The sequence below is a fragment of the Corynebacterium oculi genome, assembly GCF_001412105.1.
In the GTDB taxonomy this organism is placed as follows: domain Bacteria; phylum Actinomycetota; class Actinomycetes; order Mycobacteriales; family Mycobacteriaceae; genus Corynebacterium; species Corynebacterium oculi.
Genome location: NZ_LKST01000002.1, coordinates 670,524 through 693,140 on the forward strand (window position 1 = coordinate 670,524; position 22,617 = coordinate 693,140).

A 22,617-nucleotide genomic window follows, 5' to 3' on the forward strand; every position below is an offset into this window, starting at 1 on the left:
CTGGGGAAGCCCGCGAGCCCGTGTTATGCGTGAGAGTGGCGGCTCGCTAGGAAGCGCGCCACCACCACTGGGGAGAATGAGAAATGCTCAACGTCACACCGCCATCCTAATCAGTGGCATGGGTAATAAGCAAGGGTATTAGCGATCTGAGGCTCGCGCCGCTCGGCGCAGGGCCGCTACGTCTACCGCAGGCTTGGGGCCGCCGGTCTCCGCCTCGATCATGCGGCGGGCGTCGATAGCCGCCACGGCGTGCGCGGCCTGTCCCGCCCCGGCCCCCACGGCCACCAGGGCAATCAAGACGGTGAGCACCGGCAGGGCCCACAGCCAGCCCTGGGCGATGAAGGCGAAGCACGCGCCGAAGAGCAGGGAGATGCCGCCGAGAGTCCAGAAGGGGCCGGCGATCCGGTGTGCCATCTCCCACAGGTCTTGGCTCTTGCGCACCTCGGGGACGCGGATTCCCACCACCGCGTTGCCGGGAAGCTTGGCTGCCCACGCGAGGCCGCCGATGACGGTGAGGATGAGGCCGAGGATAAGCAGGATCACGCCGAAGATCATGAGGATCATTGTAGGCCCCTCGCCGCGGAAACCTGAGCGCACTACCCTTGGTCCCATGACCGGCACGAGCAGCCCCCACGCAGTCCCCTCCTTCCGCAACTCCCCCGCCGGCTTCCTGCCCGAGGCCCTCGGCGGGATCGTCGCGGCGCACCCCCGGGCCCGCTGGGACGAGCGCGGCTTTATCGCTTACGACGCCGCCCCCACCGGCACGAAGCCGCAGGTCACCGTGGTCTCTGGCGGCGGTTCCGGCCACGAACCCCTCCACGCGGGGTTCGTGGGTGCGGGAATGCTCAGCGCGGTGTGCCCCGGATTGATCTTCACCTCCCCCAACGCCGTGCAGATCACCGAGGCCACGCGCTGGGCAGATCAAGGCGAGGGGGTGCTCCATGTGGTGAAGAATTATACGGGCGACGTGATGAATTTCCGGGTGGCCCGCCAGACACTCGCCGCCGAGGGCGTGCGCACGCGCGAGGTGCGGGTGGCGGAGGACGTGGCCACGGAAAACACCGAAAATACCGAGAGCGCCGGAACCGCGGACCCCTCCGGGGCAACCGGCGGCGCGGCAAGCGAGGGGCCGGGACGGCGCGGCACCGCGGCCACGATCCTGGTGGAAAAGATGGCCGGGGCGGCGGCCCAGCGAGGGGATGACCTGGATCGGGTGGCGGAGATCGCGCAGTGGGTGGCGGATCATTCCCGCAGCATGGCCGTGGCGCTCGCTCCCGGCCACCTCCCCACCAGAGGGAACAATACCTTTGATCTGGAGCCGGGGTGCATGGAGGTGGGGGTGGGTATCCACGGCGAGCGCGGTACCTCCCGCGAGGAGGCCGCGCCCGCCGCCGTGGTGGTGGAGCGCCTGTTAGAAAGGATCGTTTCCTCGCTGGGGCTAGAGCGCGGGGAGGAGGTGATATGCCTGGTCAACGGGCTAGGAGGCACCTCATCGCTGGAACTGCACCTGCTCTTTGGGCAGGCGGCGGGCTGGTTGGAGCGGTGTGGCATTGTGATCCGGCGCAGCCTGGTGGGCAATTACGTCACCGCCTTGACCATGGCCGGGGCCTCGATCACCCTCACCCGCGCCACCGAGGAGATAATAGGCCTTATCGACGCCCCCACCACCGCTCCCGCCTGGCCCGGGGCGCTCGGCCGCGAGGCCCGCTACTCCCCCGCCCTGCTGTGCGCGGAGGATGCCATGCCCGCCGACGGCCCGGAAAACGCCTGGCTCGGTGCCTTTGTGCGCCGGGTGTAGGAGGGCACCGGGACGCTCACCGACCTCGATCGCCTGGCGGGCGACGGGGACTTTGGCACCAACATGGAGGCCGCCCTGGGGGATCTCTCCCTGCCCCTGCGCGGGGAGAACGCCGAGGTTTTCTCCGGGCTGTCGCGCCGCTTCCTCGTTCGCTCCGGCGGCACCTCCGGGGCGGTTCTGGGCACTCTCTTCCGGGAACTCGCGGCGGCGAGCGATGGTTCCACGGGTTCCACGCGGGGACTCGCGCAGGGATTGCGGCGCGGGTGCGAGGCGATCGCGGACCTCGGCGACGCCCGGCGGGGCGACGGCACGCTTCTCGACGCCCTCCTGCCCGCCGCCGAGGAGGCCGAGCGGCAGGCAGACGCGGGGGCTGGGTTTGAGCGAGCGCTGGCGGAGATTCACCGCGCGGCCCTGGGCGGGGCGGAAAGCACGAGGGGAACGGTGGCGAGGAAGGGGCGGGCCTCGTACCTAGGCGAGGCCTCGCGGGACGTGATGGATCCGGGGGCGCTGTTGGTGGCGTGGTTGTTCGGAGGGGATGGCGGGGAGGCTCGGGGTTGAGCACGGAACTCGAAAAACGACATGTCCGTAGTTTCAGACGGAGCGGGAGCGCCATAGTGGCGGTAACAATTTGATTACTTTCTCCTGGGGGTGTGGTGGGAGCGGGGTAGTAGGTTCACCCGGGCTCGTTGCGGCGGGCCGCGTATCCCTCCTGCCCAGCGGCCTTTTCATTGATAGTCCTACCCCTAAGGTTCGATAGCGTTTTCCTTTATGTGTTTGTGACCTGCAAAAACTCCCCTGGCGGAGCGGCGAGGGCGTTGATAGCGTCGATAATGTTCGAGCAACCAAGCATGAGCGGGGTTGCAGCCGAATAGTTCAGACCCTGAGTGGCCGCCAGAGTTTTACTTAAAGAAAGGAATTGAGCATGAGCACGAAGAAGAACATCGCGGATCTCTTTGACGCCACCGCCTACGATAACGCCGGGGATAAGCTGGGCAGCATTAAGGAGGTTTTCCTGGACGATAACACCGGAAAGCCCACCTTCGTGGAAGTCAGCCACGGCCTTTTTGGTCTGAACTCCTCCCTGGTTCCGCTGCGCGGGGCCACCTTCGAGGGCGAGGAACTTCGCCTGGCCTTTGCCAAGGATCTCATCAAGGACGCCCCGGACTTTGGCTCCGATACCGCCTTGACCACCACGGATCAGAGCCGCCTGAACGAGCACTACGGCGTGGGTGCCGCCGAGTACCAGGACATCTACACCGAATCGCGGTCGCCTAAGACCCAGGAGACCAGCGAGGCCGCCGCTGCCGCCGAGACCAAGGCCGAGACCGAGCAGCAGGCGCCCAAGGCCGCCGCCACGGACGAGAACACCCTGGTGCGTTCCGAGGAGGAACTGAACGTCTCCAAGGAGAACGTGCAGACCGGCGAGGCCCGCCTGCGCAAGTTCGTGGTGACCGAGACCGAGACCGTGGACGTGCCGGTCAGCCGCGAGGAGGTGCGCGTAGTGCGCACCCCGCTGACGGGCGATGAGAAGGTGGACGGCCAGCCGCTCACCGACGAAGAGGCCTCCGTGGTGCTGCACGAGGAGCGCGTGAACGTGTCCAAGGACACCGTGGCCAAGGAGAAGGTGGCCCTGGAGAAGGAGCAGGTGACCGAGACCCAGCGCGTGTCCGAGGAGCTGAAGAAGGAGCGCATCGAGACCGACGGCACCGTCACCGAGTAATACCGCGCGTCAGGCCCCCCGATCAGTAGCGGTCGGGGGGTCTACCTGCGCAGCCAGTTCACGATGAGATCGGCCACCTCATCCGGGGCGTCGAGGTGGGTGAAGTGCGCCCCGTTATCCAGGGTTACCTCGGAGTACTCCCCGGCGAAGAGATCGGCGTTCCCTTCGGCCGTGTGCTCGGAGGTGGTGCCATCGTGCGCGCCCAAGATTTGCAGGGTGGGCACGGTGAACTTGCCCGTCAAGGGGGTGAGATCCATGTTCCGGTACTGGGCCACGGGCGAGGGCCAGGAATCCCGGTACATGGCCTTAACGCGATCCAGGTAGCCCTCCGGCAGCTCCAACTGCGGGGACCAGCGCTTCCACAGCGTGTCAATGTAGGCAAAGTTATTCGCGGGAACGCGCTTTTCCGCCAGGGTGCCCGCCGAGAAATAAAAGACGTGCCGCAATTTCCACGCATCGAGCGGGTGCCGCTTCATGTTCTGGGCGATTATGTTGGGGTGGCATACCGCCAGGAAGGTGGCGGTCTTAAAGGAATGGGGGCTAACATTGAGCGCCTCGTAGCCCATCTGCGCGCCGTAGTCATGCCCGATGAGGTGGACGCTGCCGCCCAGGGCCTCCACCTGAGCGATCACGTCCTGCCCCAGGGCCTTCATGGAGTTGTCCCCGCCGGGCGAGGGGGTGATGCCCGCGCATGTAGGTGGCCACCACGTAGAAACCGGCCTCGACCAACCGGGCGGCCAGGGCCTCAAAGGTCCAGGGGCCATCGGGGAAGCCGTGCAGGGCCAGGACGGGTTGATCCTCCGGGTTACCGGCGGCCAATGCGGCGAAATCGCCGCGACTAGTTTTTAAGGAAATATCGTGCACGGAGTCCATCTAACCACAAGGAATAGTGGCGTGCGGGAGAGAAATTATTGCGCGATATTGCAAAATTAATTTTCCGAATCACCCGTAGACGGAGGGAATACGCCTGCGCAACGGCTACCTTCCTCGGCCTGCGATCTTGTATTCTGACGGTCTACCTGGGGCGATCCCCCGTGATGTCGTCTTCCCCCTCCGGCAAGCCCGCCGGGCGCGGGGGCGGTGGCACGGAGGGCGTCGCCGCGTCGTCGATAGTAGAAAGCGCAGAACCGTATGGACATCAAGCGCATGGCGTCTTCGCTGCTCTTCCGGGTGATCGTGGCGATCATCCTGGGTATCGCGTGCAGCTTCTTCTTCCCGGAGGCCCTGGCGCGGGTCTTTATCACCTTCAATGGGCTGTTTGCGAACTTCCTGGGATTCTTTGTGCCCCTGCTGATCTTCGCGCTGATTACCCCGGCGATCGCGGGCCTGGGGCGCGGCGCGGGCAAGTGGCTGGCCATCACCACGGGCGTGGCCTATGCGTCCACGGTGCTCTCCGGGCTGCTGGCCTATGGTGTGGCGCGCGGGGTCTACCCCCGGATGCTCTCCGGGGAGCAGTTGAACACGGGGGTGACCGACATCGAGGCGGGGGCCATCACCCCCTATTTCACGGTGGAGATGCCGCCCCCACTGGAGTTGATGAGCGCCCTGCTGCTGGCCTTCTGCCTGGGCGTGGCGATGGCTACGATGAAGGCGGATCGGCTGTACCAGGCCACCCGCGAGCTGGAGCAGATCGTGATGAAGGTGGTAAGCGCCTTCATCGTGCCGCTGCTGCCGCTATTCATCTTTGGCATGTTCCTGAACCTGGGCATGAACGGCAACCTCGTGGATACCCTGGTGGCCTTCGGCAAGGTGCTGGTGCTGGCCACGGTGATGACGCTGGTCTACCTGCTCTTCCAGTTTGTTCTCGCGGGCGCCCTCACGGGCACGAATCCGATCAAGGCGCTGGGCACGATGCTGCCGGCCTACGGCACGGCCCTGGGCACGGCGTCCTCGGCGGCGACCATTCCGGTGACCTACCGCGCGGTGCGCAAGAACGGCGTGTCCGCCAGCGTGGCTGGGTTCGTGGTGCCGCTGTGCGCGATGATTCACCTGGCGGGTTCCATGATGAAGCTGACGCTCTTTGCGTTCGCCATCGTGTACATGGCGGGCATGGAGGTCTCCGTGGGCCTGGCCGTGGGTTTCATCTTCATGCTGGGGATCACGATGATCGCGGCCCCCGGCGTGCCGGGCGGGGCCGTCATGGCGGCCGTGGCGTTGCTGAGCAGCATGTTGGGCTTTAGCGACGACCAAGTGGCCCTCATGATCGCCGCGTACATCGCCATTGATTCCTTTGGCACCGCCGCGAACGTCACGGGCGACGGCGCGATCGCGCTCATCATCAACAAGTTCGCGCGCGGGGACCTTCCGGAGCAGGACGAGCCGAGCGAGGCGGAAGAGGCCGTGGCCCCTTAAACCCGCTTGCAGGTACAGAAGAAGCCCCGGAGGAGCCATTACGGCCAATCCGGGGCTTTCTCGTGCAGCCTAAACCAGCGAAACCCTATGCCTGCTCAACCTTGTGGAAGCGCAAGGGGGATATGGCCTGCTCGGCCTCGTGATCGGGGCCGAGGGGAATGCCGGTGCGATCCCGCAGCGCGAGGGCGGCTCCGAGGCCCACGAGGGTCATGAAGGCGAGGTAGGCGGAGATGGCTGCGGTGCCGCCGGTGGTTTCGAAGAGCCATTGGGCGATCATGGGGGCGAAGGCGCCGCCGAAGATCGCGCCGATGGCGTAGCTGATGGAGACGCCGGAGAAGCGCATGGAGGCGGGGAAGAGCTCGGCGTAGGTGGCGGATTGTTGCCCGTAGGTCAGGCCGAGGCCCACGGTGAGCAGCAGCAGACCGAGGGTGAGCATCGTGGAGCCGCCCAGGTTGATGATGGGGAAGAGCGCCACCGCCCCCACCAATTGCAGCAGGTAGCCCACGATGTAGGTGGTGCGGCGGCCCCAGAAGTCGGAAATCCAGCCCGCAAAACCCGTGGTGACCAGCCAGGCCACGGCGGAGGCGGTGACGGACCACAGCACCACGCTGCGCTCCAGGGCGATGGGGCCGGTGGGGTTGGTGGCGTAACCCTGCACGTAGCCGCCGGCGGTCATGTAGCCCACGGCGTTATTGCCGGCAAAGAGCAGGGCCGCCACCAACACCAGGGGCGTGCTCTTGCGCAAGAGATCCCCGATGGGGGCCTGGGCGGTTTTCTTGCGCTCCTCAATCTCGGTGAACACGGGCGATTCCTCCACGCCCATGCGCACCAGGTAGCCCACCGCCACCAGCACGATGCTCAGCAGGAAGGGCACGCGCCACCCCCAGTCGAGGAAGGCATCCCCAGGCGCGATGTTGCTCATCAGGGCCATGACGCCGGAGGAAAGGAGCAGGCCCGCGGGCACGCCCATCTGGGGGAAGGAACCAAAGAAGCCGCGCTTGTTGGCGGGGGCGTGCTCCACGGAGAGCAGCACCGCGCCGCCCCACTCCCCGCCCGCGGAGATGCCCTGGATGATGCGCAGGAGGATCAGCAGGATCGGGGCGGCGATGCCGATGGCCTCGTAGGTGGGCAGCACGCCGATGAGGGTGGTGGCTATACCCATGCCAAAGAGCGTGACCATGAGCACCACGCGGCGGCCGTAGCGGTCACCAAAATGCCCGGCGAGGAAGGCGCCGAAGGGGCGGAAGAGGAAGGAGAGTCCCACGGTGAGGTAGCTGAGGATCAGGGCTAAACCGCCCTCAAGCTCGCTGAAAAAGAGGTGATTGAACACCAATCCCGCGGAGGCGGCGTAGAGAAAGTAGTCATACCATTCCACGGCGGTACCGATGGTGGTGGCAAAGAGCACTCGCCTGCGGGCCTGGGCGTCCAATTCCGGAGCGGGAGCTGCGCTGGTCAAAGGTGGCCTCCTTTTGAGGTCGGTCTAAAGCTGCCGCGGAGGGCGTTATCTGTTGCAGAATCGCCGCCGGGGCATGGAGTGTTACTGAGGCTACAGGGCGGGGGTGGCGCGCGGGGTGGTTTTTGTTCGAAAACGGCCATATTTTTCCTCCCGCCACCGCACCGGGGTGGCTTATCGACGCCCCGGTGCCCAACCGTGCGCCCGGGGAAGCACGGGGCAGAACGGGGCGGCGTCGATAAGCATGGGGCTCTCCCCCGCCGGGCCGGCGCGCGGCGTCCTACCCACCTACTACACTGTTCAACCATGACGAATCCCAGCGATACCCCCGCTACCCCGCCGCACCGTTATACCGCGGATTTGGCCGCGCAGATCGAGCAATCGTGGCAGCGCTACTGGGCGGAAAACGGCACGTTTAACGCGCCCAATCCAGTGGGCGACCTAGCCGCGAAGGAGGGGGCCGAACCCCTGCCGGAGGATAAGCTCTTTGTGCAGGACATGTTCCCTTATCCCTCCGGGGCGGGCCTGCACGTGGGGCACCCCCTGGGGTACATCGCCACGGACGTCTATGCCCGATTCCACCGTTCTCTGGGCAAGAATGTGCTGCATACCCTGGGTTATGATGCCTTTGGTCTGCCCGCCGAGCAGTACGCCATTCAGACGGGCACGCACCCGCGCACCACCACGATGGCCAATATCGAGAACATGAAGCGCCAGCTCGGGGCGCTGGGCCTGGGGCATGATCGCCGCCGCAGCGTGGCCACCACGGACCCGGAGTTTTATCGGTGGACGCAGTGGATTTTCTTGCAGATCTATAATTCCTGGTTTGATTCCCGCCAGGGTAAGGCCCGCCGCATTGAGGAATTGGTGGCCCTGCTGGAAAGCGGTGACATGCCGTTGCCGGAGGGATACCAGGGCACTTATGCGGAATTATCGCCGCTGGAAAAGCAAAAGGTGATTGATGAGTTCCGCCTGGTGTATCGCTCCTCTTCTATGGTGAATTGGTGCCCGGGCTTGGGCACCGTTTTGGCTAATGAGGAGGTCACGGCGGACGGGCGTTCGGAGCGGGGTAATTTCCCGGTGTTCCGCAAGCGCCTTTCCCAGTGGATGATGCGCATCACCGCCTATGCGGATCGGCTCAACGATGATCTGGAGCGCGTGGACTGGCCGGAGAAGGTCAAGACCATGCAGCGCAACTGGATCGGCCGCTCGCGCGGCGCGGAGGTGGTTTTCTCCGCGCAGGGGCACGATCTCACGGTGTTTACCACCCGCCCCGATACCCTCTTTGGGGCCACCTACATGGTGCTGGCCCCGGAGCACGAGCTGGTGGATACCCTGGTGGCCGGGGGCACCGGCACCTACGAGGGGGTGGACGAGCGCTGGGCGTATGGTCAGCCGACCCCGCGGGAGGCGGTGGCGGCGTATCGCGCGGATATTGCGGCCAAGTCTGACCTGGAACGCCAGGAGAACAAGGATAAGACGGGCGTGTTCCTGGGGGCCTATGGCACCAATCCCGTCAACGGGCAGCGGGTGCCCATCTTCATCGCGGATTACGTGCTCACGGGTTATGGCACGGGGGCGATCATGGCCGTGCCCGCGCACGATCCCCGAGATTACGAGTTCGCCCAGGCCTTTGGGTTGCCGATCCGCGAGGTCATCGAGGGCGGGAAGGTCAGCGAGGAGGCCTACGAGGGCGACGGCACGCACGTCAACTCCGCCAATGATGAGGGGCTTGATCTCAACGGTACGGACAAGGCGACGGGCATCGCCCGGGCCATCGCCTGGCTGGAGGAGCGCGGCGCGGGCCGGGGCACGATCCAGTACAAGTTGCGCGATTGGCTCTTTGCCCGGCAGCGCTACTGGGGTGAGCCCTTCCCCATCGTCTATGACGCCGAGGGGGTGGCGCACGCCCTGCCGGAGTCCATGCTGCCGGTGGATCTGCCGGAGGTGGAGGATTATAAGCCGGAGGCGGCTGACCCGAACGATGCCGATTCCGAGCCGCACCCGCCGCTAGCCAAGGTGCGCGAGTGGGTGGAGGTGGAACTCGACCTCGGCGAGGGCCCCCAGACCTATTACCGGGACACCAACGTCATGCCCCAGTGGGCGGGCTCCTCCTGGTACCAGCTGCGCTACATTGATCCCACCAATGAGCAGGAGTTCTGCGACATTGAGAACGAGCGTTACTGGACCGGCCCCCGCCCCGAGCAGCACGGCCCGCAGGACCCCGGCGGCGTGGATCTCTACGTGGGCGGGGTGGAGCACGCGGTGCTGCACCTGTTGTACTCGCGTTTTTGGCACAAGGTGCTCTTTGACCTCGGCTACGTCACCTCCTCGGAGCCGTATCGCCGACTGTTCAACCAGGGATATATTCAGGCCTACGCCTACACCGACTCTCGGGGAGTGTACGTCCCGGCGGCGGAGGTGGAGGAGCGCGAGGGGGAGTTCTTCTACCAGGGCGAGAAGGTGAACCGCGAGTACGGCAAGATGGGCAAGTCCCTGAAGAACGCCGTGGCTCCCGACGATATTTGCCGCGATTTCGGCGCGGACACCCTGCGCGTGTACGAGATGTCGATGGGCCCCCTGGACACCTCGCGCCCCTGGGCCACCAAGGACGTGGTGGGTGCGCACCGTTTCCTCCAGCGCCTGTGGCGCCTGGTGGTGGCGGAGGAGACCGGCGAGCTCACGGTCTCGGCGGCCGCACCCACCGAGGACGACCTCAAGGCCCTGCACCGCACGATCGCCGGGGTGCGCGAGGATTACGCGAACCTCCACAACAACACGGTGGTGGCCAAGCTCATCGAGTACGTCAATTACCTCACCAAGGCGTACCCCGCCGGGGTGCCCCGTGAACTGGTGGAGCCGCTGCCCGTCATGCTCTCCCCCGTGGCCCCGCACATCGCGGAGGAGTTGTGGGCCCGTTTGGGCCACGATGGCACCATCGCCTTCGTGCCCTTCCCCACTCATGAGGAAAGATGGCTGGTGGATGACGAGGTGGAGCTTCCCGTGCAGGTCAACGGCAAGGTGCGGGGCCGGATCACCGTCCCCGCAGAGGCCGAGCAGCAGGCGCTTATCGACGCCGCCTTGGCCGACCCCAAGGTGGCCGAGCATGTGGCGGGCAAGAGCGTGGTCAAGACCATCGTGGTGCCCGGCCGCATGGTGAACCTGGTGGTGAAGTAGGGGGCTACGGGCTCTTAAGCCACCGACATGTTATTGCCCAGGGCGGCGGCGAGGAAGAAGAGCACCACCGCCGCCACCCACACCGCCCACCAGTGGCGCTTGGGCAGCGCGGGGAGGTGCGGGAGTTCCTGGGCGGGGCTGTGTGCCTCATTCTCGGCCAGCCACTGCCAGTTGGTGCTATAGGCCTCCTGCGTGGTGGCCCAGCGGTTAATCCGCTGGACGTCGCGGAGGGTGTGCCCCAGTCAATATCCCCCGGGTAGGCCCGTGGCGAGGGCGTAGAGAATTCCCCCGGAAAGGTTCCATAGGGCGTCGTCTCCCTCGTACACGCGGAGCCCGTGGAACGCGGCGAAGAGAAAGAGCCCGGATATTCCCAGGCTCACGCCGGACATGATGCGTTTGGCGGTGGTGGGACGGTAGGAATAGAAAGTCCCCAGGTGAGAAGCGGGCGAGGGGGATTCGCTCTTCTCTTCCTGCGTGGCATTCATGGAGGCAATGGTAATGGAATCTCCTTGGCGGAACCGGAGGAAAATGCTCGATGGCGGCTTAAAGGTACAAAGGTAGATTCCTCTGATGTTTCACGTGAAACATGGGCGATACACAGGTCGGGCACAGTCCCCTCCCCTACCGTGGCGGTCATGCTTTCTTCCCCCGTTCCCCTGCGCCGGGGAATGTATGGCGTTTTCTGCGCGCTGTACGTGCTCGTCCTCCTCGCCGCCACCCTGCTCAAGGGGTGGCTGAGCATTGACGCGGTGTGGGATGTGGAGGCGCAGCAACAGCGCAGCCTGGACTTCGTGCTTTTTGATGGCTTTGCCTCTCCCTCCGTGTGGTGGGCGCCCTGGCTCAACACGGTGGGCAACGTTCTTTTGTTCATTCCGCTGGGGGCGCTCGTGGCGCGATACCGGCGCGGCCGCCGTCCCCTCTGGTGGGCCGGGGTTGTTGGGTTGCTGACGAGCCTGGCCATCGAGGCCACCCAGTACATCGCCGCCGTGGGGTATAGCGACGTAGACGACCTCCTGTGCAATACCCTCGGGGCGCTGCTGGGCGCGGCGATCTATGCGTTGATCTACCGCCAGGGGCCGCGCGCGGCCCGGTAGGCGCGCAGTTCCCGGGCCGTGGCCCGCGAGATTGCCTCCGCGATTCGGGAGGCGGAGGTGGGAGCCGGGCCCTCGGGCGTTTCGGCGGCGATCCTCGCCGCCACGGCGTGCAGGTGAACGGCGATCACGGCGGCCTCGTGTGTCCTCTCCGGCAGTCGGGCCAGCCACGCCCCCAGCAATCCCGAGAGCACATCTCCCGATCCGGGTGTGGCAGACCAGGAATGGCCCGTATCAATGATGATGCTCACACTATCGCGCGCGACGCTGGTGAATCGCCCCTTGAGCACCACCACCACGCCGAGTTCCCGGGCCATTTCCTGAGCCTGAACCCACGGAGGCTCGGTACTGTGGCTCAGCCCCATGCCCTCGCGCAGGCGGGCGAACTCCCCCGCGTGCGGGGTGAGCACGGTGCTTCCGGGGGTTCTTGCCCGGAGTAATTCCCGCAGCTCCGCGCTCTGGGCCAGGAGGGTGAGGGCGTCGGCGTCGCAAAGCACCGGTTCGGGGCGGCGCAGGATGGTGGCCAACTCCGCCGCGGCCTCCTCCCCGGTACCGCGCCCGGAGCCAACCACCCAGGCCTGCACCCGACCGGCCTCCGCGAGGCTGGCGGTGCCCACCACCTCTGGGAGCGCAGAAACCACCCTGCGGTGCTCGCCGCCCGCGTAACGCACCATCGAGGGGGTGGCCCGCACGGCGGCGCTGGTGGTGAGCAGGCCGGCCCCCAGGTAGGCGCTCCCGCCGGCAAGGATTCCCACCACCCCGGAGCTGTATTTATCGTCCGTGCCGGAGGGCTCCAGTTCCCCGGCGATGAGCGGAATGGGCCGCAGGGGGTGAATGATTCCCGGTGCGGGATCGAGCAGGCGGGCCGGGGGCACCGAGCGGTAGAGGAAAGGCGCCGTGGTCGCCTCGGCCTCTAGGGCCTCGCTCAGGCTGGGCCCGCTCCCCAGGGAGAGATCCGCGCAGAGCACCTGGCCGCAGGCGGCGTGTGCGGCGTGTACCCCGCGCAATCCGCCGAAGGTGAGGGTGACGTGGGCGGTGATGAATCCCGCCACGGTGCGGGGCCCGGAGTCGGTGCGCAGGGGGCGCGGCTCCGGGGCGCGGCCGGTGTCGGCGGGTAGGCCAGAGGGGGCGTCGATGGCCAGCACGGGTACCCCAGAGTGGAGGAGATCGTCGGCCAGCAGGGCGGCGGTGTCCCCAAGCCCCGCGCGGCCGCTCAGGCCCGCTATGCCGTCGATGACCAGGTGGTATGCCCAGGGCAGTTCCTCCCCCACGCGCGCGGGTTCCTGGGTGAGGAAGGTTCCCCCGGCTTGTTGGAACGCCCTGGTGGCGCGCTCATGAGTGCGCTCCCCCAGGGCTAGCGCCTCCACCTTTACCCCCTGGGCGAGGAGCGTGGCACCCGCGTAGAGGGCGTCTCCCCCGTTGCCTCCCGTGCCCACGAGCAGCAGCGCGCGGCGCGGGGAAGCGTCGGGGTTGGACGTGGCGAGCATGGCGGCGGCCGTGGTGGCTACGTGCCGCGCGGCCTCGCGCATGAGCTGATCGGGCTCGCTTTCGGTGGCCAGAAGCGTGGCTTCGGCGCGGCGGACGCACTCTACCGGGTATAGGCGGCTCATAGTGGGGGATATTACCCGGCTTGCGACGCCCCGCGACCCCTCGGCGGCAGGGGGTATTTAGGTAAGCCTACCCCCATATGAGGGTAACCTTTCCTGAGCTTCACGCGGGTGACCTGCGGATATGCAGACGGCACGGATTATTTTCCACCAAAGGGTTGATACGGGAGGCTATCTAAGGTTACCCTGTGCTTAGGTCAAACAACGGGAGCCGCCGGAGAGGTTCTCGGAACTTGATCGAACGGGAAACCACAGTGAGTGCGTCCAACAGGGTCGTGCAGTGTAGAAAACTCCGGTCGCGGTGCAGGGAAACGGGCATCGAGGCCGGAGTTTTCTACGTCTCCCTGTGATTCGTGCCGCCGTTCCTCATATCCAGATCGCCGCCCCTTCGACTATGCTCAACCACCTGCTAGTGCCTCTGCTAGTACCTCGTGGAAACGGCGAAAAGCGAGAGTGATGTGGTGATGGAAAAGCTAACCCAAAGGATGCGCCGCGTTCCGCGCGAGGGCTGGGTGGTGCTTTGCGCGATGGGCTGGGTGGTCTTTTCTCTGTGGATCAGCGATCCCGAGGAGATCAACGGGGAAAGCGCCCTGTGGGCGGCGATCCTCACCACCACCGTGGCGCTGATCGTGCGCTACCCTCTCCTGGGCAGCCTCGCCTTCGTCCTGAGCTTCACACTCACCATCTTCTTTTCCCACCTCTTTTTGCCGTCCAACGTCTTTCTCTGCGCCGTGGTCATGGCTCTGGTGGGATACCACGGCAGGCTGCGGTTGGTGCTGCTCACCGGCGCTGCGGTGGGGGTACTCGGGCTGATTGATCGCAACTCCAAGACTATTGAGGCCGATTTCTCCGCCGTGCTCATCTGGGAGGGCTTCATGGCGGTAACGGCCTTCGCGGGGTGGACGCTGGGCCGCAAGGTGCGCCAGAAGATCGAGCTGGCCGAGCAGTGGCGCGACGAGTACCGCAAGCGCCGCGAGGAATTGGCCAGCACCCTGCACGACTCCGTGGCGGCCTCCCTGACCTCCATCGTCATGCGCTCCGAGGTGCTCGCCATGCAGGAAGAGGAGGGCAGCACCCTGCACGGGGAGCTATCCGGTATCGCGGAGGACGCCCGGATCACCATGTCCCAGGTGCGCTCCCTGCTGAGCCTGCTCAACGCCCCCCAGGACAGGCAGGAAAAGCCCTCGGCCCCCACCCTGGTGGAGACGGTCAAGGAGGCCACCACCAAGATGCGCGATCATCACCTGAGGGTGACGGTGGTGGATGAGAGCGAGGACGTGCAGATCACCAATCCCACCCTGGAGATCCTGCACAAGGTGCTCATGGAGGGGGCCACGAACGTCATTAAGTACGCCACCCCCGGCTCCGAGGTGCAGCTGCACCTGGCCGGCGATGGCGATCGCCTGCACATCATCCTGCGCAACGAGATCGCCGGGGAGAAAGAGCGCCGGGGCAGGCTATCCTCCTCGGTGTTGTCCTCGGGCCTGGGCATGCGAATGATGCGGCGCTCCGCCGCGAGCATGGGGGCGAAGCTTTTTAGCCATAGCGACGGAAAGACCTGGACCCTCTCCATCAAGCTCTAGGGAGTTCCGGGCCGGCCCGGAACGCCTTCCCGCACTTTTTCGCGGTGTTCGTGACCTTTGTCTCTCAAAGTTCTCTCCAACTTCCGCGCGGGAAGCGAGGATCATATAATATGGCCCTGACCAAAAACAATAATTCATGCCTAGAAAGGCTGGTGCAGTCCCCATGAACCGATCTCATCGTTTGCGCGGCGCGGCCTGTGCCGTGGCTGCCACCGCTGGCCTGCTGGCGGTATCCCCGGTGGCCCAGGCCGCTCAGGCTCCCACTGCGCAGAAGGGTGCCCCCACCGCTCTGGCGGCCCACGCGACCAAGGATTCCGCGGCGTCGATATTTAGTTGCCGTAAGAACCCGACTCTCCCGTGGTGCTCGTGAGTCCCTTTTTTACGGAACGCGGCGGAAATATCCGCCTGCTTTTAGTGGACGATGACCCGTTGGTGCTCTCCTCTCTGCGCACCTATTTCAACACCACCGCGGACATTCACGTGGTGGCGGAGGCCGCCAACGGGGTATCGGCGCTCAAGGCCCTGAGCGATTACGAGATTGACCTCGTGCTCACGGATATTCACATGCCGGAAATGGACGGCATCGCCCTGCTCCAGGAGACCCGTAAACTCCCCGATCCCCCCGTGTTCGTGGCCATGACGGGCTTTGACACCGATGAGACCATGCTCAAGACCCTCACCGCGGGCGCGGCGGGGTACATCATCAAGTCCGCGCGCCCGCAGGAGATCATCTCCTCCGTGCGCGACGCCATGAATGGCGGCACCTCCGTCTCGCCGCAGTGCCTTTCCCGCCTGGTGGATTACATTCCGGCCCGGGAATTGGCGCAGCATAACGCTCAGGAGAAAAAGGAGGAGATCGTGCTCTCCCCCGGCGAGCAGCGGGTTCTCTCCCTGCTGTGCGATGGCCTCTCCAACGCCGAGATCGCGGCCAGGACAACGTACGCGGAATCCACGGTGAAAAAGCACGTCTCCCAGCTCATCAACCACTTTGGCGTGAATTCCCGCCTGAGCCTGGTGGTGGCGGCCATGCGCACCCACTGGGGCCAGCACCCCTCCTCTTAAAAGACACGTGCCCCGGTTCCCCTACGCCCGCTGGGGCAGGGGAACCGGGGGGTTGAAGAAGTTCCCCAGGGAGAGGGCGGCGAGGACGAGCCGCCCGGCCGTGCCCGGCAGCGCGAGGAAAACGAGGAGCGCCGCCGCGTAATAGGCGAGCACGCGGGTAAGCGGCCGGGGTGGGTGCCCCTCTTTGGCCTCGCGGCCCGCCCGGCGCAGGGAGAAGAAGAGGGCGATGAGGAACCACGCGCCATACGTGAAGGGGTACCAGGGATCGTGCAGGAAGTCTTGCCACCCGTGATCCTGGATCATCGAGGAGGCGAAGATTAAAGCCCCGGCTCCGAAGGCATCCGCGTAGCGATAGTTCTGGCGGTTAAGCATTCTGCCCTTTCATTCCGTAAAACTTAGATCAGCCGCTCTTCCCTCGCCTTAGCAATGGCCGCCGTGCGGTTATCCACCCCGAGTTTCTGATAAATGTGCAGCAGGTGCGTTTTTACCGTGCCCAGGGAGATAAAAAGCGAGCGGGCTAATTGTTGATTGGTGGCCCCGGTGGCCAGGGCGCGCAGGATCTCCGTCTCCCTGGCGGAGAGCGCCTCGTGTGGTTTGCCCACGCGCTCGGCCAGGGCGGCGGCCACCTCGGGGGAAAGGGTGCGCCTGCCCTGGGCGGTGGCTACCACGGCGCGGTGGAGTTCCTCCTCGGGGGCGTCCTTGAGCAGGTAGCCCAGCGCCCCGGCGGACAGGGCGGCCACGATATCCGCCTGGGCGTCATAGGTGGTCAGGATCAACACGGGAGGCCCACCCGCCTCGCGCAGGGTGCGGGTGGCCTGGATGCCGTCCACGCCGGGCATCTGGATGTCCATGACCACCACGTTCGCGTCCTCGGGCACGTCGGCGGGGCGGGGCCCGCGGGAGCCCTCGGCCACCACGGTGATGTCCTCGAAGCTGTCCAGGATGGCGCGCAGCCCGGCGCGCACCACCGGGTGATCGTCGATAAGCATGACCCGTATCATGATTGCCTCCACGGTACTCGTGCGGTGACCACGGTGCCGTGCGGGGAGGAGTCGATGGTGAGGTGACCGCCGATCTCGCGGAGCCGGGAGCGGATGCCGGGCAGGCCGTAGCCGTGGGCGGCGGCGGGGTCGAAGCCGGAGCCGTCGTCAAAGACGTCCAGGGTGATGTCCTTGTCCCAGGCGCTCAGGGTGAGCCGGGCGCGGGAGGCGTGGGCGTGGCGCACGGTGTTGGTCAGCGCCTCCTGGGCCACGCGCAGCAGCGCGGAGGCGATGTTCACGGGTAGGGCTTGGGGGGCCTGTTCGGGCGCGATGACCTCCACGGGCAGGCCGTGGCGGTGGGTGATGCGCGCCCCGAGGTCGGTGAGCGCCTGGGAGAGGTTGCGGGTGGGTGGTGCTTCCCCGGCGATGAGTTGCCGGGCCTCGGTGAGGTTTTCTGCGGCCACGGATTCGATGGTGCGCAGTTGGTGCAGGGCGGTATCCAGGGTGGTATCGAGGGCGGTGGCGGCAGTGGGGCTGGGGCTGGGGATAGCGCCGGATGGAAGAATCCCCCGCAGGTTCTTCTCGCAGGCGCGGGAGAAGAGCAAGATGGAGTTGAAGCCCTGGGCGAGGGTGTCGTGGATCTCGCGGCTGAGGCGCTCGCGCTCCGCGAGGCGGCCGGCCTGGTTCTCGGTGAAGAGGAGTTGTTCTTGGGTGGCCGCGAGCTCCTCGGCCACCCGGCGGTGGTGCGCGGCCTCCCGGTGCAGGGCGCGGTAGGCGAAGTAGCAGGCGGAGGCGAAGGCCACGCCGAGGAAGGGGCCGAGCACCCCGCCGAGCCCCCACCCCGGCGCGGTGCTCAAGAGCGGCCCGCCCACCCTGGGCAGGGCGAGGGGGAGGGCCGCCCCCAGGGCCCAGGCGAGCAAGGTGACGGTGACTCCCCAGGCGTCGGTGGGCACGAGGTGCCAGATGAGGAAGGCGAGGGGGAAGAGCAGCCAGAGGAAGTGGTGGCTGAGCAGCAGCAGGCCGAGCCATTGGGCGAGCACGAGCCCCAGCCACGGCAGGCGGTAGGGGGCGGGATCACGCGGGGTGCGGCGCTGGGCGAAGCGGTTTTCCCAGACGGTGCCCGCGAGGTAGGTGGCGGCCAGGGTGCCGCAGAGCGCCAGCATGAGCAGCACCCCGCCGCGCCCGGTGGAGAGACTCAGCCCTTTCAGCCCGCCGAGGGTGGCCGCCGCCCCGAAGAGGAGCAGGAAGGCGAAGAGCACGTGCAGGCCCACCCGCAGGGCCTCCAGGATGCGATCCAGGGTGGAGGAATCAGACACGGCCGCCAGCCTAGGGGCCCGGGGGTGGGTCCGGCATCGGCCATATGGCCGATGCCGGAATCTGGCCGCTAGCCGATGTGCCGGCCGGGGTGCGCGGCGCAGCATGGGAATATCCGCACGATCACGAAGAAAGGATGAACACCCATGTTTCTTGCGCTGCGGGATATTCGCCGCTCCTGGGGGCGGTTTAGCCTCCTGGGCTTTGTGGTGGCGCTCATCGTGTTGCTCCTGGTTATGCTCACCGGCCTCACCGGCGGGCTGGGCAAGCAGAATACCTCCGCGCTGGAGGCCCTAGGCCCGCAGCGGTACGTGTTTAGCCGGGAGCAGGCCGCGCCGGGGGATACCCCGAAGGTGGACTTTGTGGAGTCCCGCGTACCGGAGGAGACGGTGAGCGCCTGGCGCCGCACCCCCGGCGTGACGGAGGTGACCCCCCTGGGTATCACCCAGACCAGCGCCCAGGCGGGCACCGAGACCGCCGCCGTGGCGGTACTGGGGCTGCCCGAGGGCAGCGAGGTGCCCGGCGGGGGAAGAATTCCCGCCGAGGGCGCGCTACTGCCGGAGACTATCGACGCCCCCTCCGCCCTCACCATGAGCGGGGTGGAGGTACCCGTGGCGGGCACCGTGGCCGAGGAATACTACAGCCACCTGCCCGTGGTGTGGGTGAGCATGAGCACCTGGAAGGAGGTGGCCCACTCCCCCACCCCCACCGTGCTCATGGTGGACGGCGATCCCCAGGATGCCTGGGAGGATACCGAGCGGGCCACCGGCTCGGCGGCGGTGAGCGTCACGGAATCCTTCGCCGGGCTGGGGGCCTATCAGTCCGAGCGCGGCTCCCTGCTCTCCATCCAGGGCCTGCTCTACGGCATCTCTGCGCTGGTCATCGTGGCTTTCTTAAGCGTGTGGACGATCCAGCGCACCCGCGATATTGCGGTGCTGCGGGCGCTGGGGGCGTCGAAAAGCTACGTGCTGCGCGACAGTCTCGGCCAGGCGGCGCTGATCCTGGGCGCGGGCGCGGTGATCGGCGCGGGGGCGGCCACGGCCCTGGGCCTGCTGGCGCGCCGGGCGGTGCCCTTTGACCTCAGCGTAGCCACGGTGGTGCTGCCCACGGCGGGGGTGCTGGCCCTGGGCCTGCTGGGGGCCTGGCTGGCCACGCGCAAGGTCTCCACCATTGATCCGCAACTGGCCCTGAATAACTAGATCAAGAGATAAGGAGCCCATGATGACCATCATTCTTGACCGCGTGAGCTGTGTTTTTCCCGATGGCGCCGGTACCGTCACGGCCCTGAGCGAGGTGAGCATGAGCGTGCCCGCCGGCCACCTCACCGCCGTGGTGGGGGAATCCGGCTCGGGCAAGTCCACGCTGCTCTCCGTGCTGGCGGGGCTGATCGTGCCCACCTCGGGCACGGTGACCATCGCGGAGCAGGCGATGCACGGGGCCACCGAGGCGCAGCGCAGCACGATCCGCCGCGAGCACATCGGGTTGATCTTCCAGAACCCCAACCTGCTGGCCTCCCTCACGGTGCGCGAGCAGGTGCTCATGGCCGATCACCTGCGGGGCCGCCGCCTGACTCACGGGGTGCAGAAGCGCGCCGATTCCCTCCTGGAGGAGGTGGGCCTGGGCGGGCTGGGGCACCGGCGGGTGCAGGAACTTTCCGGTGGGCAGCGCCAGCGCGTGAACATCGCCCGGGCGCTCATGGGCGATCCGGCGGTGATCCTGGCCGACGAGCCCACCTCCGCGCTGGATCGGGAACTTTCCCGGGAGATCGTGACGCTGCTGCGCGAGATTACCTATGCCCGCCGGGTGGCCACCGTGATGGTCACGCACGATCGCTCCCAGCTGGACGTGGCCGATGCGGCGCTGGAGTTGCGCGACGGCGCGGCGCGCTACTTCGATGCGGAGGTGGGTTAGCTAGGGCGGGTTGCCGCACCCACCCGCCCCTATGCTGTGCTTATTCCGGCTGGCAGGTGGGGCACCAGAAGAGATTGCGCCCCTCCATCACCTGCACGCGCACCGGCGTGCCGCACACGTAGCAGGGCTGCCCCTCCCGGCGGTACACGTACACCTCCCCGCCGTGATCGTCCTTGCGGGGTGGGCGGCCCATCGCCTCCGGGGTGTGTTCCTCGCGCACGGTGTCGATGCGTCCGCGCTCCACCCCCACCCGCATGAGGCCCACCAGGTCGGCCCATGTCTCTCGCGCCGTCTCCGGGTCGAGGTCGCGCCCCGGGGTAAAGGGGGAGATACCCAGCCTAAAGAGGGTTTCGGCCCGGTAGATGTTGCCCACCCCGGCGAAGAGGTGCTGATCCATCAGCAGGGAGCCGATGGAGCGCCGCGAGCGCAGCACGGTATCCAGTACCGGCTGGGGGTCGGCATCGGCCCGCAGGGGATCGGCCCCCTGCTTGGCGACGGCCGCGCCGCATTCTTCCTCGGTGATGAGGCGGCACCACTGGGGGCCGTGGAGGTCGGCGGCCACGCGCTCGTCGGTGATGCGCAGCCGCACCTGACCCACCGGCGCGGCGTGCGGGTGCACCGCCAGCTTCCCGATGAGCCCTAGGTGGATGTACACCACGTGCTCGGGGTGGGGCGCGTCGAAGGTGATAAAGAGGTGCTTGCCCCAGGCCTCTGCGCGTTCTAGGGTGCTGCCGTCGAGCAGCGCTGCCTCACGCGCAAAGCGCCCCTGGGGAGAGGAAACCTCCACCCGCTTCCCGCCGAACTCGGTGTTCAGGCGGTGAGCGAGCCCATGAATGACGTGACCTTCCGGCATGAGGAACAGTATAGGGCGGCGGTATGCTGAGGCGGTTGAGCGAGGATGACCGGAAGGGGAAAGCATGAGCCAGGGCCGCAAGCGGGGCTTCGATCGGGAAAAGTACATTCAGATGCAGTCCGAGCACATCAGCGCGCGCCGCGCCGAGATCGGCGGCAAGCTCTACCTGGAGATGGGCGGCAAGCTTTTCGACGACCTCCACGCCTCCCGGGTGCTGCCCGGCTTCACCCCGGATAACAAGATCGCCATGCTGGAGCACATCCGCGAGGAGGTGGAGATCGTGGTGTGCGTCAACGCCAAGGACCTGCAACGCCAAAAGGTGCGCGCGGACCTCGGCATCCCCTACGAGGAGGACGCGCTGCGCCTCATCGACGTGTTCCGCGAGCGCGGCTTCCTGGTGCACAACGTGGTGATGACCCAGCTGGAGGAGGACAACTCTCTGGCCCTGGACTTCATCGCCCGCCTGGAAAAACTGGGTCTTTCCGTGGCGCGCCACCGCGTGATCCCCGGCTATCCCACGGACACCGCCCGGATCATCAGCGAGGAGGGTTTTGGCCGCAACGAGTACGCCCAGACCTCCCGCGACCTCGTGGTGGTCACCGCGCCCGGCCCGGGCTCCGGGAAGCTGGCCACCTGCCTGAGCCAGGTGTATCACGAGTACAAGCGCGGCGTGCACGCCGGATACGCCAAGTTTGAGACCTTCCCCATCTGGAACCTCCCCCTGGAACACCCGGTGAACCTGGCCTACGAGGCCGCCACGGTGGACCTCGATGACATCAACGTCATCGACCCCTTCCACCTCTCCGCCTACGGCAAGCAGGTGACCAGCTATAACCGCGACGTCGAGGTGTTCCCTCTGCTGAAGTCCATGCTGGAACTCATCGCCGGGGATTCCCCGTACCAGTCCGCCACGGACATGGGCGTGAACATGGCGGGCTATGCCATCAGCGATGACGCCGCCTGCCGCGAGGCCGCCAACCAGGAGATCATCCGCCGCTATTACAAGGCCCTGGTGGAGGAGCGGCGCGAGGAGCGGGACCCGCTGCTCTCCGAGCGGGTGGCTATGGTGATGAGCAAGGCCGGGGTGAGCGCGGCCGATCGCCGCGTGGTGGCCCCGGCCCTGGCGGTGGAGGAGGCCACCGGGCAGCCGGCGTCCGCGATGGAGCTTGCCGATGGCACCATCATCACCGGCAAGACCTCCGACCTGCTGGGATGCTCGTCGGCGATGGTGCTCAACGCCCTCAAGCATCTGGCGGGGATCGAGAAATCTGTGAATCTGCTGTCCCCGGACTCCATCGAGCCGATTCAAACCCTGAAAACCCAGCACCTTGGTTCCCGCAATCCCCGCCTGCACACAGACGAGGTGCTCATTGCCCTCTCCGTTTCCGCCGCGCGTTCCGCCGAGGCGCGCCGGGCTTTGGCGGAGTTGAAGAACCTTAAAGGTAGCGATTGTCACACCACCACCATTCTGGGCTCGGTGGACGAGGGAATCTTCCGTAACCTGGGGGTTTTGGTCACCTCCGAGCCGAAGTATCAGCGCCGGGCGCTCTATCGCAAGCGTTAAGGTGCGCGGGAGAAGACGGACAAAGATATTTCCGTGGGGAGGGCGGGGGTGTTTCTCCACCGGCGGAGGGAAGTATGCGATAACCTCAGTAACAACAAACTGTGGAGCACCTCTTAACCTGGTGAAAGGAGAACCTGGTTCCGGCCCTCGGC

At 66.4% G+C, this 22,617-nt stretch carries 19 protein-coding genes and 1 pseudogene; 11 read left to right on the forward strand and 9 right to left on the reverse strand.

The features are described 5' to 3' along the window. Positions 1–138: 138 nt before the first annotated feature. On the reverse strand, positions 139–555 hold the full coding sequence (locus Cocul_RS07200; RefSeq protein WP_082422231.1) for an SdpI family protein: 417 nt from the start codon (positions 553–555) through the stop codon (positions 139–141). A gap of 55 nt (positions 556–610) precedes the next feature. Here Cocul_RS07200 and Cocul_RS07205 point away from each other — a divergent pair. Both Cocul_RS07205 and Cocul_RS07210 read left to right on the forward strand, forming a co-directional pair. Next, positions 611–2,356, forward strand: a pseudogene (locus Cocul_RS07205) (dihydroxyacetone kinase family protein). A gap of 364 nt (positions 2,357–2,720) precedes the next feature. After that, positions 2,721–3,518, forward strand: coding sequence for a DUF2382 domain-containing protein (locus Cocul_RS07210; protein ID WP_055122579.1), 798 nt, complete (start codon positions 2,721–2,723; stop codon positions 3,516–3,518). 41 nt (positions 3,519–3,559) lie between these two features. Here Cocul_RS07210 and Cocul_RS07215 read toward each other — a convergent pair whose 3' ends face one another. Further along, positions 3,560–4,282 (reverse strand): alpha/beta fold hydrolase, encoded by a 723-nt coding sequence (locus Cocul_RS07215; RefSeq protein WP_082422210.1) that lies wholly within the window; start codon positions 4,280–4,282, stop codon positions 3,560–3,562. Between the two features lie 367 nt (positions 4,283–4,649). On the opposite strand from Cocul_RS07215, the gene Cocul_RS07220 reads away from it, so the two are divergent. Then, positions 4,650–5,870, forward strand: a complete 1,221-nt coding sequence (locus Cocul_RS07220) for a dicarboxylate/amino acid:cation symporter (RefSeq protein ID WP_055122581.1) — start codon at positions 4,650–4,652, stop codon at positions 5,868–5,870. Between the two features lie 85 nt (positions 5,871–5,955). On the opposite strand, the gene Cocul_RS07225 is transcribed toward Cocul_RS07220, so the two are convergent. Further along, positions 5,956–7,326 (reverse strand): MFS transporter, encoded by a 1,371-nt coding sequence (locus Cocul_RS07225; protein WP_055122582.1) that lies wholly within the window; start codon positions 7,324–7,326, stop codon positions 5,956–5,958. A gap of 303 nt (positions 7,327–7,629) precedes the next feature. On the opposite strand from Cocul_RS07225, the gene leuS reads away from it, so the two are divergent. Beyond that, complete coding sequence (leuS, locus tag Cocul_RS07230; protein ID WP_055122583.1) at positions 7,630–10,500, forward strand: leucine--tRNA ligase; 2,871 nt, start codon at positions 7,630–7,632, stop codon at positions 10,498–10,500. A gap of 242 nt (positions 10,501–10,742) precedes the next feature. Here leuS and Cocul_RS07235 read toward each other — a convergent pair whose 3' ends face one another. After that, the gene (locus Cocul_RS07235) at positions 10,743–10,985 is read right to left on the reverse strand and encodes a hypothetical protein (RefSeq protein WP_055122584.1); all 243 of its coding nucleotides are present in this window, start codon (positions 10,983–10,985) and stop codon (positions 10,743–10,745) included. A gap of 150 nt (positions 10,986–11,135) precedes the next feature. On the opposite strand from Cocul_RS07235, the gene Cocul_RS07240 reads away from it, so the two are divergent. Further along, a complete protein-coding gene (locus Cocul_RS07240; protein ID WP_055122585.1) occupies positions 11,136–11,594 on the forward strand; it encodes a VanZ family protein in 459 nt (152 codons plus the stop codon). On the opposite strand, the gene Cocul_RS07245 is transcribed toward Cocul_RS07240, so the two are convergent. After that, on the reverse strand, positions 11,564–13,201 hold the full coding sequence (locus Cocul_RS07245; RefSeq protein WP_055122586.1) for a bifunctional ADP-dependent NAD(P)H-hydrate dehydratase/NAD(P)H-hydrate epimerase: 1,638 nt from the start codon (positions 13,199–13,201) through the stop codon (positions 11,564–11,566). The two genes, Cocul_RS07240 and Cocul_RS07245, sit on opposite strands and share 31 nt — an antisense overlap. A gap of 461 nt (positions 13,202–13,662) precedes the next feature. On the opposite strand from Cocul_RS07245, the gene Cocul_RS07250 reads away from it, so the two are divergent. From Cocul_RS07250 to Cocul_RS07255, 3 genes are all read left to right on the forward strand, one after another. After that, a complete protein-coding gene (locus Cocul_RS07250; RefSeq protein ID WP_150114407.1) occupies positions 13,663–14,781 on the forward strand; it encodes a sensor histidine kinase in 1,119 nt (372 codons plus the stop codon). Positions 14,782–14,944: 163 nt separating this feature from the next. Further along, positions 14,945–15,151, forward strand: coding sequence for a hypothetical protein (locus tag Cocul_RS12350; protein ID WP_150114408.1), 207 nt, complete (start codon positions 14,945–14,947; stop codon positions 15,149–15,151). Then, positions 15,139–15,843: a response regulator transcription factor gene (locus tag Cocul_RS07255; protein WP_082422212.1), complete on the forward strand. Its 705-nt coding sequence runs from the start codon at positions 15,139–15,141 to the stop codon at positions 15,841–15,843. Before Cocul_RS12350 ends, Cocul_RS07255 begins: the two co-directional genes overlap by 13 nt. 21 nt (positions 15,844–15,864) lie before the next feature. Here the strand turns inward: Cocul_RS07255 and Cocul_RS07260 are convergent, their stop codons facing one another. From Cocul_RS07260 to Cocul_RS07270, 3 genes are read right to left on the reverse strand one after another with little or no spacing between them, the layout of a single operon-like run. Then, a complete protein-coding gene (locus Cocul_RS07260) occupies positions 15,865–16,215 on the reverse strand; it encodes a hypothetical protein (protein ID WP_055122588.1) in 351 nt (116 codons plus the stop codon). A 23-nt stretch (positions 16,216–16,238) separates the two neighbouring features. Next, positions 16,239–16,844, reverse strand: coding sequence for a response regulator (locus Cocul_RS07265; protein WP_055122589.1), 606 nt, complete (start codon positions 16,842–16,844; stop codon positions 16,239–16,241). Further along, positions 16,841–18,139, reverse strand: a complete 1,299-nt coding sequence (locus Cocul_RS07270) for a sensor histidine kinase (protein WP_055122590.1) — start codon at positions 18,137–18,139, stop codon at positions 16,841–16,843. Before Cocul_RS07270 ends, Cocul_RS07265 begins: the two co-directional genes overlap by 4 nt. A 144-nt stretch (positions 18,140–18,283) precedes the next feature. Between Cocul_RS07270 and Cocul_RS07275 the strand changes: the two genes are divergently transcribed. Next, positions 18,284–19,336 carry an ABC transporter permease gene (locus Cocul_RS07275; protein ID WP_055122591.1) on the forward strand — a complete coding sequence of 351 codons (1,053 nt, stop codon included), beginning with the start codon at positions 18,284–18,286 and terminating at the stop codon, positions 19,334–19,336. A gap of 22 nt (positions 19,337–19,358) precedes the next feature. Next, positions 19,359–20,048, forward strand: coding sequence for an ABC transporter ATP-binding protein (locus tag Cocul_RS07280; RefSeq protein WP_069723588.1), 690 nt, complete (start codon positions 19,359–19,361; stop codon positions 20,046–20,048). Positions 20,049–20,088: 40 nt separating this feature from the next. Here Cocul_RS07280 and Cocul_RS07285 read toward each other — a convergent pair whose 3' ends face one another. Further along, positions 20,089–20,901, reverse strand: a complete 813-nt coding sequence (locus tag Cocul_RS07285; RefSeq protein WP_055122593.1) for an Fpg/Nei family DNA glycosylase — start codon at positions 20,899–20,901, stop codon at positions 20,089–20,091. A 64-nt stretch (positions 20,902–20,965) separates the two neighbouring features. Between Cocul_RS07285 and Cocul_RS07290 the strand changes: the two genes are divergently transcribed. Further along, positions 20,966–22,465, forward strand: a complete 1,500-nt coding sequence (locus tag Cocul_RS07290) for a DUF1846 domain-containing protein (RefSeq protein WP_055122594.1) — start codon at positions 20,966–20,968, stop codon at positions 22,463–22,465. Positions 22,466–22,617 lie beyond the last annotated feature (152 nt).